Source organism: Streptomyces swartbergensis, from assembly GCF_002148965.1.
In the GTDB taxonomy this organism is placed as follows: domain Bacteria; phylum Actinomycetota; class Actinomycetes; order Streptomycetales; family Streptomycetaceae; genus Streptomyces; species Streptomyces swartbergensis.
Genome location: NZ_NGFN01000292.1, coordinates 1 through 10,714, shown reverse-complemented (window position 1 = coordinate 10,714; position 10,714 = coordinate 1). Strand labels below are relative to the sequence as shown.

Here is a 10,714-nt window from a genome sequence, read left to right as displayed (position 1 = left end):
CCCCCAAGGGCTACCACCTGGTCCACGAGCCGAAGCTCGGCGTCTCCTTCCCCATCCCGAACGACTGGACTCCCCGCAACCGCACAGCGGAACAAGTCATCTACACCACCCCCTCCGGCCTCGCCGGCATCACCATCGGCACCGTCGCCCCGGCAGGTCCCAACCCCGCCAACCACTTCGCCGACATCGAGGCCAACACCAAGGTCAACTACCCGACCTCCTACCGCCGGCTCCGCATGCAGCGGACGACCTTCCGCGAACAGCCCGCCGCCATCTGGGAGTTCACCTTCCAGGGACGGGCCCGCCCGTTCCGCGCCATCGACCTCGGCTACGGCCGCGAGGGCGGGCGCGAGTACGACATCTACCTCTCGGCTCCCGAGGAGCAGTGGGACACCTACCGCCCCGTCTTCGACCAGGTCAGGGACGGCTTCAGGACAACCTGAAGAAGATCATGGGGTTGTCCGTGCTGTTCTTGACGGGATGTCCGAGGCCGAGGCGCCGCTTGACGTCGTTCAGCCGGTCGTGGATCTCCGGCGCGTGCGCCCGGGACGCCGTGAAGTACCGGTTCCCCCGCTCGGCGAGCCGGCGCAGCACCACCGCTCCCTCGGTGAACGGCAGCGCCCGGCGCCCGTGGAACACGTCGTGGACGCACACGGGTATGCCGGGCCGCATGCGCGGCAGCAGGTGCCGGACGTACCAGCGGGCGAAGCGCGCGGAGTGCGCGGCGTCGATGAACAGGAAGTCCGCCGTGTCGGGGACCTTCTCCAGGTTCTCCCGCACGTCCCCCTGTGTGAACGTCCAGCGTCCCTCGGCGAGTCGGCCGGGCACCTCGCGCAGGACGTGGTCCACCACGTCGTACGAGTACAGGTGGCCCGTGCCGTTGTCGCGCAGGGCGCGCAGGATCCAGGTGGTGGACCAGCCGTGGAACGTGCCGATCTCCACCACCGTCTCCGGCCGGGCCTCGCGCAGCAGCAGATAGGTGATCTCCGCCTCGATGTCGTCGAGTTGGGCCTTCATCAAGGCGGGCGGTGCGAGCAGCGCGCGCTGTTCCTCGCGGACCCGGTCGAGGTCGTCGGCGTAGGTGCGGTAGAGGCGGACGACGTGGTCGATGTCGAGGGGCTGGTGCATATGGGCGCTCCGTGCGTACCGGTCCGTGGTCAGGGCGCGGTGACGGTAGGGCGCGGAACGCGGGCCGCACGTCACACCCGGGTGCCAACCGCGGTGTCGCACCTGGGTATGACCCGCATCCGGCGTCTGCGGACTCAGCCGGTCGATCCGGGCACGACCAGCCCCGACTCGTAGGCGAGGACGACCAGTTGGGCCCGGTCCCTGGCACCCAGCTTGGCGATCAGCCGGGTCATGTGGGTCTTGACCGTCTGCTCGGCCACCACCAGCGTCGCGGCGATCTCCGTGTTGGACAGGCCCCGCGCGACCAGCCCGAGAACCTCCGTCTCCCGGGGTGTGAGGCCGTTCAGCCGCAACCGGGCCCGCCGCCCGGCCGGAGGGCGGCGGCGGGTCATGTCCTCGATGAGGCGGCGGGTGACGGAGGGGGCGAGCAGGGCGTCACCGGACGCGATCACCCGGACGGCCTGGACGAGTTCGGCGACGGGGGCGTCCTTGAGCAGGAAGCCGCTGGCGCCGGCCTGGAGGGCCTCGTAGACGTAGTCGTCGATGTCGAAGGTGGTCAGCATCAGCACCTTGGGCCGGTGCGTCACGCCCGGCGGCGGGTCGAGCAGCCGCCGGGCCGCCTCGAGACCGTCCATCTCCGGCATCCGGATGTCCATCAGCACCACGTCCGGGTGGGTGCTGCGGCAGACCTCCACCCCGCGCCGGCCGTCGGGCGCCTCCCCCACGACGTCGATGTCGCTCTGCGCGGACAGCAGGGCGGCGAATCCCGAGCGCACCATGTCCTGGTCGTCGACGACGACCACCCGTACGACCATGCTCACTTCTCCCGTTCCGGCACGCGAACCCGTGCGGCCCGCCCACCCGTTGCCCCCGGGCACCGGACCGCACCCCACTCTGCGTGGCGGCCGAGGGTCGCCGCCTCGGCCGAACGGCCACGACTCACCGGCCCGACCTGCTAAGGCTCGGCCGAACGACGGATGCCACGGCCCCGCGCCGGGCGCGCGCCACCCGGCCAAACCGTGATCCGCTTCACACCGGCGCGGGGACGGGCCTGGGCCTTACAGGGCGTAAAGCGACCGAAGAATGGATATGGGCTATACGGCGAAACGCGGGGAGTGTCGGACGTGCCCGGATGCCGGGCGCAGCCGCTACAGGGGAGGGAGCGCGCATGGACGGCCGGCCCTTGTATCTCGAACCCCGACTGGAACCACGGCTCGGGTCGCTCATGGCAGCGACCGGGACGCTGCACTCGCTCACCGACGCGCTCGGTTCACCCCTGCACGTCGTGGTGCCGGACCAGATCGCCGAGAACTTGGAGCGGTTCCGGTCCGTGTACCGGCGGCACCACCTGTCCGGCCAGGTCTACTACGCCCACAAGGCGAACCGGTCCAGCGCGCTGCTGCGCCGGCTCGCCGCCACGGACGCGGGCGTGGACGTCGCGTCGCTGGGCGAGTTGCAGCACGCGCTGGGGGCCGGTTTCACCGCCGGCCGGATCATGGCCACGGGGCCGAAGAACCCCGAGTTCCTGTGGCTCGCGGCTCTCACGGGCGTCACGGTCGGCGTCGACGGCGTCGCCGAGCTGGAGCAGCTCGCCGCGCTGGTGCGCAAGCACGCGCTCGCCCCGGTGCGGGTGCTGCTGCGGCTGTCGGGGTTCGAGACGTCGGGGGTGAAGGTGCTGAGCCGGCGCAGCCGTTTCGGCACGCCCGTACGGGAGTTGGACCGCCTGCTGGAGGCGGTCGAGCGGCACGGCGACGCGGTCGAGCTGACGGGGGTGGCCTACCACCTGGACACCACGAGCGTCGCGGAGAAGGCGACCGCCCTGGAAGGGTCCCTGGCGGCCCTGGAGGCGTGCCGGAGCCGGGGGCTGCGGCCCCGGGCCGTGGACATCGGGGGCGGGTTCGGCGTCAGTTACCTCGCCGAGCGGGAGCAGTGGGAGGCGTACACGAGCGCGCTCACGGCCGCCGTCCTGGGCCGCCGCCCGCCGCTGACCTGGGGTGGGCACGGCTACGGGCTGCGCAACGAGTCCGGCACCGTGCGCGGCGTGCTCGGCCTCTACCCCGCCCACCGGTCCGTCGCCGGCGCCGCCTATCTGGACGAGCTGCTGGCCCAGCCCGCCGCCTCCCTGGGCGGCCGTCCGCTGGCCGCGCTGCTGCTGGAGCACCTGTACGACCTGCACAGCGAGCCCGGCCGGGCGCTGCTGGACCAGTGCGGCCTGACCCTGGCGAGGGTGCTGGAGGTCCGCTCCCAGGACGCGGGCGGCGCACTGCTCGTACGGCTGGCCGCGAAGGCGGACGACATCGCCCTGGAGGACCACGGAGTGCTGATGGACCCGGTCGTCATCCCCAGAAGCGGAGCCGGGCCGGGTGAGGGGCCCGTCGCCGTCCACCTCTTCGGCGGCCTGTGCCTGGAGACCGATCTGATCACCCGGCGCACGGTCTTCCTGCCGCGCCGCCCGGTCCCCGGCGACCTGCTGGCCTTCGCCAACACCGCCGGTTACGCCATGGACTTCCACGCCACCCGCGCCCAGCACCAGCCCGCCGCCCGCAAGGTCGCCGCCTGGCAGGACGGCGAGGCCTGGCGCTGGTGCCTGGACGAGCAGTTCTGGCCGATCACGCCCTCGGGGGGAGCTCAGTGAGGTACGACAGCATCACCGATGCGATAGGCAACACCCCGTTGGTACGGATCGACCCGGCCGTGCACGGCCTGCGCAACATCGACCTGTTCGCCAAGCTGGAGATGCTCAACCCCTTCGGCTCGGTGAAGGACCGGGCGGCCTGGAACATGGCGCGTCCGCTGCTGGCCGAGGCGGTGGAACACGGCAGCCAGGTCGTGGAGTTGTCGAGCGGCAACACCGCGAAGGCGCTGGCGGTCGTCGCGGGCATGCACGGCCTGGGCTTCAAGAGCGTCACCAACCGGATGCGGGTGCCGGAGATCAAGGACCTCCTGCTGCTGCTCGGCGCGGAGATCGAGGAGCTGCCGGGGCAGAGCGAGTGTCTGGACCCGACCGCGACCGACGACCCGCTGACCCTCTTCCACCGCACGCTGTCCGCCTCCGGCAGTACCTATCTCCACACCGACCAGTACTTCAACCCGCGCAACACCGAGGCGCATCTCACCGGCACCGGCCCGGAGATCGTCAAGGACCTGGACGGCCGGGTGCCGGACTGGTTCGTCGCCTGCGTGGGCACGGCCGGTTCCTCCACGGGCGTGGCCCGCGCGCTGCGGGAGGAGGACCCCTCGGTGCGGGTGGTCGGGCTGGTCGCGGCCAAGTCCGACTTCATCCCCGGGATCCGCACCATCGACGAGGTGCAGGAGGTCGGCCTGTTCGACCCGGAGACGTACGACACGATGGAGTCGGTGAGCTCCGACGAGGCGATCGAGGGGATGCTGACGCTGAACCGCCGCTGCGGCATCCTGGGCGGGCCCACCGGAGGCGCCGCCTACCACGGGGCCGTCCGTCATCTGCGCGCCGTCGACGAGGAGTTGACCGAGCGCCGGACGGCGGTGTTCATCGTCTGCGACCGCGTGGAGAGCTATCTGAGCTACGTCCGGCAGCGGCGGCCCGACCTGCTGGGCCGGCCGCCCCGGAAGAACTCGCCGGCCGATCTGACCGACGCCGAGGTCGGCGGGGCGCCGTCGGTCACGGTGGCCGAGGCCCGGCGGTGGATCGACACCGAGGGGCCGCTCGTGGTCGATCTGCGCAGCCCCTACGCGTACGCGGCGCTGCACATCGACGGTTCGGTCAACATCGTCGACGAGCTGTTCGCCGAACTCCTCCAGGGCGGACTGCCGTTCAGCCGGAGCCGGCCGGTGCTGCTGGCGTGCCCGGTGGGCGAGCAGTCCGCCCGGTGGGCGGCGCTGCTGACCCGGATGGGCCATCCCGACGTGCGCAGTCTGGCCGGCGGCATCATCGCCTGGCGGGACGCGGGCGCGCCCCTGGTGCGGGACTGACGGCCATGACCGCACCCGCGATCCGTGATGATCTGCGCCAGTGGCAGCAGGCGCTGCGTGCCCAGTTCCCCATCGTCACCGGGCACCCGGAGCTGGCGTACCTGGACAGCGCGGCGACGGCCCAGAAGCCGCAGGCCGTCCTGGACGCCGTGCAGACGTACCTCACCACCAGCAACGCCAACGCGGCACGCGGCACCTACACGTGGGCCAACCGGACCACGGAGCTGGTCGAGCGCACCCGCGAGCGCGTCGCCCGGTTCCTCGCGGATCACCGACCGGAGCGCTCCGCCGTCCACTTCACCAGCGGCACGACCGAGGGGCTGCGCACCATCGCCCGCGACTGGCTGCCGGGGTTCCTGCGCGACGGCGACGAGATCGTCGTACCGGACGCCGATCACCAGGCCAACATCGAGCCCTGGCGGGAGGTCCAGCGGCTGCTCGCCCGCGAAGGGGTGCACATCCGGGTGGTGCCGATGCCGTACCAGAGCGGTTCCGGGGACTACGACCATCGTGCACTCGCCGAACGGGCCGGGCCGCGCACGCGGTTCGTCGCCACCACCCATGTGCACCATGTCTACGGCGGCGACATGAACGTGCAGCGCATCCGCCGGGCGGTCGGCCCGGACGCGGTCATCTGTCTGGACGCGGCGCAGAGTGTCGGGCATCTGCCGGTGTCGGTGGCCGAGTTGGACGTCGACTTCGTCGTCTTCTCCGGGCACAAGGCGCTGGCCCTGCCCGGTTCCGGGGCGGTGTGGGCCCGGCAGGAACGCGGCCCGGCCTTCACGCCCGGCGGGTGGAGCGGTACGCCGAACACCGTGGGCATCGCCTCGCTCGAAGCGGCCCTTGACTGGCTGGACGCCGCCGGTGTGGAGCGCGTCGAGCAGTGGACGGTCGCCCTGGCGGCCCGGCTCACCGAGGGGCTGCGCCGTCTGGACGCCTACGAGATCCTCGGCTGCCCGCTGAGCCTGGCCGCCGACTCGGCCGTGCAGCAGCGCCAGGGCATCGTCACCCTGCGACACCACGCCATCGACTCGGGCGACCTGGGCTTCATCCTGTTCAGCCACGGTTTCATGGTCCGCTCGGACAACCACTGCCAGGGCGACGCGGGCGAGAAGACCGGTTCGGTACGGGTGAGTCTGCATGTGTACAACACCATTGAGGAGATCGACCGGTTGCTGTCCGTCCTCGCTTCACTCCAGTGACTCCCCCAACTAGGCGTAATGGGAACCGTTTCCACCTGTAGGCTCGGGTACGAAAGAGTCAGGTGCGAGACGGCAAGGTGGCGCGACCGGATGGGGCTGAGTCTGGCGACGGCGGAGCGGTGGGTGGAGCGCTGGGAGCTCCAGCAGCAGCGGTACGCGGTCGACCGCGAGGAGCGGTTCACGGTGATCGCCGATGTCGTCGAGCACGTCACGGCCGGGCGCGACTCCCCGCCCCTCGTCGTCGACCTGGGCTGCGGGCCCGGCTCCCTGGCGGCCCGGCTGGTCCGGCGGCTGCCCGACGCGGAGATCGTGGCCGTGGACCGGGATCCCCTGCTGCTGGAGCTGGGCCGGACCCACCACCCGGACGCGGCCCGCTACGTCGACGCCGAGATCGGCGCACCCGGCTGGACCTGGGCTCTGGACCTGGACCGGCCCCTGGACGCGGCCGTCTCCACGACGGCCCTGCACTACCTCGACCGCGACACCCTGCTGCGCGTCTACCGGCAGCTCGCCGCACTGCTGCGGCCCGGCGGTGTCCTGGTCAACGGCGACCACCTCCCCCAGGACGACACGGGCCCGGCCGGGATCGCCGCCCATGTCGGGCAGCGCCGCGCCGACCGGCAGCGGGTGTTCGCCCACGAGGACTGGGGCTCCTGGTGGGCCGCCGTCGCCGACGACCCCGAGCTGACGGACCTGCTCGCCGAGCGCCGCCGCCGCGAGGCACCTCCCGGCACCGGCCGTCCCGCCGAACTCCCCCTCTCCACTCATCTGGAGCTGCTCCGGCAGGCGGGCTTCGCCACGGCGGGCCCGGTCTGGCAGTACGGCGAGAGTTGCGTGGTCGTCGCGGTTCGCTGACCCGGGCGTCACCCCTGCGCCGCCCTCGGCCTGCGGGCGGCGCGAGGCTCTCGGACAATACATGCAGGAATCGCTATATGTTAATGTCGCCATGACAGCCCCGGCCGAAGCGCCGTGGGCAGCACACGTACACGCGAGGAGCCACCCCCATGACCACCGCCGAGCACCGCACCCACGAGAACCACGCGCACACCCACGGCGACGACTGCGGCCACGCCGCTTTCACGCACGGTGACCACACCGACTTCGCCCACGACGGCCACATCCACCGGATGCACGAGGGCCACGTCGACGAGTGCGCGAACGGCGGCCACGCGGTGCACCAGAACCACGACCACCAGCACGGCGACGACTGCGGCCATCTGGCCGTGCGGCACGACGACCACACCGACTACGTGCACGACGGCCACCGTCACGCCGCGCACGAGGGACACTGGGACGACCACTGACGAGCCCCGCCCCCGCGCGACCATCCGGGCAAACTGGAAATCGTTGCCATATGCTAATGTGTGCATATGACAACGACGCCCTCTCCTCCGACGGACGATCCGGACCAGACCCTGCAGGCGGCCGGCGAGCTGCTGCGCGCGCTGGCCTCGCCCGTACGGCTGGGCATCGTGCGGGAGCTGTCCGCCGGCGGGAAGTACGTCCATGAGCTGGTGACGGCCCTGGGGGTGAGCCAGCCACTGGTCTCCCAGCATCTGCGGGTGCTGCGGACCTCCCGGATCGTCACCGCCCGGCGTCAGGCCCGCGAGACGCGGTACACCCTCACCGACGACCATGTGGCGCACATCGTCCTGGACGCCATCCGGCACGTCCAGGAGTAGCGCACGGGGCGCCCTCTTCGCGGGGTTACGGGACGAGGGGGCGGACGTCCTCGGCCACGAAGCGGACGAAGCCCTCGGGGTCCGGCTCATCGCCGGTGGGTTCGAGGACGACGGTGTCGGCGCCGGCGGCGACCAGGCGCTGCACGGCCTCGGCCACCGCAGCGGCGTCACCGGCGACTCCCAGGCCGGGGATCTTGTCAGTGCCGGAGGCGGTGCGCTCGGCCTGGAGACGGGCGGCGGCGTCCGGCCCGGTGGCGGTGAGGAGATAGACGACCACGCGGTGGGAGCCGGTGCGGCCGGCCGCCGCGCGGCCCTCGTCGATGAGCCGGCGGGCGTTTCGCACGCCGTCCGGAGGGATGGCCTCGCTGAGCAGCGTGCCGTCGGCGGCCTCGCCGGACAGGCGCAGCGAACGGGGGCCGGTGACGCCGGCGAGCACCTCGGGAGCGGTGGGCGGAGGCCAGTCGAGGCCGACGTCGTCCAGTTTCACGTACCGCCCGTCCGTGGTGACGCGCTCGCCGCGCAGCAGCGCCCGCAGCGCGTCGAGGTACTCGCGCAGCAGCGTGACCGGCGACTCGGCTCGCGCGCCGACCTGCCCCATCCAGTCCTGCACGCCGTGCCCGACGGTCAGTGTGAAGCGCCCCGGGAAGAGCCGGTCCAGGGTGGCGGTCTCCATCGCGGTGAGGGCGACGTTCCGCAGGGGCACGGGCAGCAGTCCGATGCCGACCCGCAGCCGTTCGGTCCAGGCGAGCGCGGCGGACGCGGTGGCGACCCCGCCCTCCAGGAAGCAGTCCTCCCAGAACCACAGCTCCTCCAGCCCCGCCGCCTCGGCGGTACGGGCTATGTCACGCAGCTTCTCGGGGGGCAGCTGAGGCCGGAAAACAGCACCAAGAGTAGTCATGGGTCCTTACCTACCCTCAGTGCTCCCAGATGAACAACTGCTTTACGCTGCTTGGCTCTTGACGCCGTGAGGCGTGTCGCCGGCGGAAGCGCACGTCACCGGCTCGGGGATCGGACCGGTGAGTGCCCCGCGGACCCGGGCCGCTCACCGGTCCGTTCACCGTTGTGCTCAGGCCTGGGTCAGGGTGACGGCCTGGCCGTGCGTCGCGTGGAAGCGGGGCAGCAGCATGCCGCTGAAGGTGCGCAGTTCCATCAGGGCGGCCTCGACGTGGGCCGCGCCGGGCACGAGGGCGCCGGGCATGGGGCGACCCCTGTTCACCCAGCGGTGCTTCGCGCCGTCGCACACGGCCCGGGTGCCGCCGATGCCGTAGCTGGTGGTGGAGACGCCCTGGCTCACGGAGGAGCTGACGAAGACCGGGCCGCTGGAGCTCTGGCAGCGGTAGGTGCCGGAGAGGGTGACGGTGCCGTCGGCGGCGATCTTGCCCACCTTGTCGACCGTCACGGCCTCCTGCGGGGTGGGTGCCGCGGTGGCGGGCGCAGCGGTGGCGCCGGTGAGCAGGAGCAGCGCGGCACCGGTCGCCGCGCCGAGAAGGGGACGTAGACGCATGGGGGGAACCTCCCGAAAGGAGTGGAATTTCGGCTTCCACTCGTACCGGGCCTCCGATCCGGCGCCCGTGACCCTCACCCCTTCGGTGGCGAGTCCGCCACGTCCTCACGGCAGCACGGCGAAGCCGTCCAGCTCCACCAACGCCTCCTCGTCCCACAGCCGGACGACCTCGACGACCGCCATGGCCGGGTAGTCGCGGCCCACCAGTTTCCGCCAGAGGCGGCCCAGTTCGGGGGCGTGGGCGCGGTACGCGGCGACGTCCGTGGCGTAGACGGTCACGCGGGCCAGGTCGGAGGGCGTGCCGCCGGCCGCCGTGAGGGCGGCCAGCAGGTTGGTGAGGGCCCTCTCGAACTGTTCCGGCAGGGTCGCGCCTGCTACCTTGCCGTCGCCGTCGAGGGCGGTCTGCCCCGCCAGGAACACCACCCTGGACCCGGAGGCCACGACGGCGTGCGAGAAGCCTGTCGGCGGGGCGAGGCCGGGCGGGTTGACGCGTTCGGTGGTCACCGGGCCTCCTGGTGGGCCGCGTACAACTCCTTGGCGATGATGCCGCGTTGGACCTCGCTGGCTCCCTCGTAGATGCGTGGGGCGCGCACCTCCCGGTAGAGGTGTTCGAGCAGGTGACCGCGTTGCAGCGCGCGGGCGCCGTGCAGCTGGACGGCCGTGTCGACGACGTACTGCGCGGTCTCGGTGGCGAGCAGTTTCGCCATGGCGGCGCGCCGGGGCACGTCCGGGGCGCCCTCGTCGTACGCCGTCGCCGCCGCGTAGACCATCAGCCGGGCCGCCTCCGTGCGCAGGGCCATCTCGGCGACCTGGTGGGAGACGGCCTGAAGGTCCCTCAGCTTGCCGCCGAAGGCGTCCCGCCCGGCGGTGTGCGCGAGGGTCGCGTCCAGCGCCGCCCAGGCCATGCCGACCGCGAAGGCGCCGACACTGGGGCGGAACAGGTTGAGCGTCCCCATGGCGACCCGGAACCCCCGGTCCACCTCACCGAGCACGTCGTCGGCCGTCACCGGCACGGCATCGAAGTCGAGCGCGCCGATGGGGTGCGGGGAGAGCATGTCGAGCCCGGCACCGGTCAGCCCCGGCCGGTCGGCCGGCACGAGAAAAGCCGTGACGCCGCGCGCCCCTGCCCCCGGGGTGGTCCGGGCGAAGACGGTGTAGAAATCGGCCTCGGGGGCGTTGGAGATCCAGCACTTCTCACCGGTGAGACGCCAGCGGGTGGGGCCGTCGGGGGCGGCGGCGAGTTCGGC

At 72.2% G+C, this 10,714-nt stretch carries 12 protein-coding genes and 1 pseudogene; 7 read left to right on the top strand and 6 right to left on the bottom strand.

Annotated elements, in window-relative coordinates; all coding sequences use genetic code 11:
• Nucleotides 1–443: pseudogene (locus CA983_RS33175) on the top strand (serine/threonine protein kinase); the annotation flags it as partial.
• Here the strand turns inward: CA983_RS33175 and CA983_RS33170 are convergent.
• Both CA983_RS33170 and CA983_RS33165 read right to left on the bottom strand, forming a co-directional pair.
• The gene (locus CA983_RS33170) at nucleotides 430–1,128 is read right to left on the bottom strand and encodes a class I SAM-dependent methyltransferase (protein ID WP_086604492.1); all 699 of its coding nucleotides are present in this window, start codon (nucleotides 1,126–1,128) and stop codon (nucleotides 430–432) included. The pseudogene CA983_RS33175 and the gene CA983_RS33170 overlap by 14 nt on opposite strands.
• A 134-nt stretch (nucleotides 1,129–1,262) precedes the next feature.
• On the bottom strand, nucleotides 1,263–1,943 hold the full coding sequence (locus CA983_RS33165; RefSeq protein WP_086604491.1) for a response regulator: 681 nt from the start codon (nucleotides 1,941–1,943) through the stop codon (nucleotides 1,263–1,265).
• 353 nt (nucleotides 1,944–2,296) lie between these two features.
• On the opposite strand from CA983_RS33165, the gene CA983_RS33160 reads away from it, so the two are divergent.
• The 6 genes from CA983_RS33160 to CA983_RS33135 all read left to right on the top strand — a co-directional run bounded on the left by CA983_RS33160 (nucleotide 2,297) and on the right by CA983_RS33135 (nucleotide 7,963).
• Nucleotides 2,297–3,763 carry a Y4yA family PLP-dependent enzyme gene (locus CA983_RS33160; RefSeq protein ID WP_086604490.1) on the top strand — a complete coding sequence of 489 codons (1,467 nt, stop codon included), beginning with the start codon at nucleotides 2,297–2,299 and terminating at the stop codon, nucleotides 3,761–3,763.
• A complete protein-coding gene (locus CA983_RS33155; RefSeq protein ID WP_086604489.1) occupies nucleotides 3,760–5,079 on the top strand; it encodes a pyridoxal-phosphate dependent enzyme in 1,320 nt (439 codons plus the stop codon). The genes CA983_RS33160 and CA983_RS33155 overlap by 4 nt, the downstream gene beginning before the upstream one ends.
• A gap of 5 nt (nucleotides 5,080–5,084) precedes the next feature.
• Entirely contained in the window at nucleotides 5,085–6,281 is a 1,197-nt protein-coding gene (locus CA983_RS33150) for an aminotransferase class V-fold PLP-dependent enzyme (protein WP_086604488.1), read from the top strand.
• Between the two features lie 90 nt (nucleotides 6,282–6,371).
• Nucleotides 6,372–7,136, top strand: a complete 765-nt coding sequence (locus CA983_RS33145) for a class I SAM-dependent methyltransferase (protein ID WP_086604487.1) — start codon at nucleotides 6,372–6,374, stop codon at nucleotides 7,134–7,136.
• A gap of 149 nt (nucleotides 7,137–7,285) precedes the next feature.
• A complete protein-coding gene (locus CA983_RS33140; RefSeq protein WP_086604486.1) occupies nucleotides 7,286–7,585 on the top strand; it encodes a hypothetical protein in 300 nt (99 codons plus the stop codon).
• A 66-nt stretch (nucleotides 7,586–7,651) separates the two neighbouring features.
• Nucleotides 7,652–7,963 (top strand): ArsR/SmtB family transcription factor, encoded by a 312-nt coding sequence (locus CA983_RS33135; RefSeq protein ID WP_086604485.1) that lies wholly within the window; start codon nucleotides 7,652–7,654, stop codon nucleotides 7,961–7,963.
• A gap of 25 nt (nucleotides 7,964–7,988) precedes the next feature.
• Here CA983_RS33135 and CA983_RS33130 read toward each other — a convergent pair whose 3' ends face one another.
• From CA983_RS33130 to CA983_RS33115, 4 genes are all read right to left on the bottom strand, one after another.
• On the bottom strand, nucleotides 7,989–8,861 hold the full coding sequence (locus tag CA983_RS33130) for an LLM class flavin-dependent oxidoreductase (RefSeq protein ID WP_086604484.1): 873 nt from the start codon (nucleotides 8,859–8,861) through the stop codon (nucleotides 7,989–7,991).
• Between the two features lie 168 nt (nucleotides 8,862–9,029).
• Entirely contained in the window at nucleotides 9,030–9,467 is a 438-nt protein-coding gene (locus CA983_RS33125) for a DUF6299 family protein (RefSeq protein WP_086604483.1), read from the bottom strand.
• A gap of 105 nt (nucleotides 9,468–9,572) precedes the next feature.
• Nucleotides 9,573–9,971 (bottom strand): RidA family protein, encoded by a 399-nt coding sequence (locus CA983_RS33120; RefSeq protein ID WP_086604482.1) that lies wholly within the window; start codon nucleotides 9,969–9,971, stop codon nucleotides 9,573–9,575.
• A partial coding sequence (locus tag CA983_RS33115) for an acyl-CoA dehydrogenase family protein (protein WP_143645611.1) occupies nucleotides 9,968–10,714 on the bottom strand: 747 nt, incomplete at its 5' end. The genes CA983_RS33120 and CA983_RS33115, both read right to left, overlap by 4 nt.

Excerpts from the sequence above, each read along its gene's own strand:
- CA983_RS33170 (WP_086604492.1), bottom strand. The coding sequence starts at position 1,128 with ATGCACCAGCCCCTCGACATCGACCACGTCGTCCGCCTCTACCGCACC.
- CA983_RS33140 (WP_086604486.1), top strand. The coding sequence starts at position 7,286 with ATGACCACCGCCGAGCACCGCACCCACGAGAACCACGCGCACACCCAC.
- CA983_RS33160 (WP_086604490.1), top strand. The coding sequence starts at position 2,297 with ATGGACGGCCGGCCCTTGTATCTCGAACCCCGACTGGAACCACGGCTC.
- CA983_RS33150 (WP_086604488.1), top strand. The coding sequence starts at position 5,085 with ATGACCGCACCCGCGATCCGTGATGATCTGCGCCAGTGGCAGCAGGCG.
- CA983_RS33130 (WP_086604484.1), bottom strand. The coding sequence starts at position 8,861 with ATGACTACTCTTGGTGCTGTTTTCCGGCCTCAGCTGCCCCCCGAGAAG.
- CA983_RS33165 (WP_086604491.1), bottom strand. The coding sequence starts at position 1,943 with ATGGTCGTACGGGTGGTCGTCGTCGACGACCAGGACATGGTGCGCTCG.
- CA983_RS33145 (WP_086604487.1), top strand. The coding sequence starts at position 6,372 with ATGGGGCTGAGTCTGGCGACGGCGGAGCGGTGGGTGGAGCGCTGGGAG.
- CA983_RS33125 (WP_086604483.1), bottom strand. The coding sequence starts at position 9,467 with ATGCGTCTACGTCCCCTTCTCGGCGCGGCGACCGGTGCCGCGCTGCTC.
- CA983_RS33135 (WP_086604485.1), top strand. The coding sequence starts at position 7,652 with ATGACAACGACGCCCTCTCCTCCGACGGACGATCCGGACCAGACCCTG.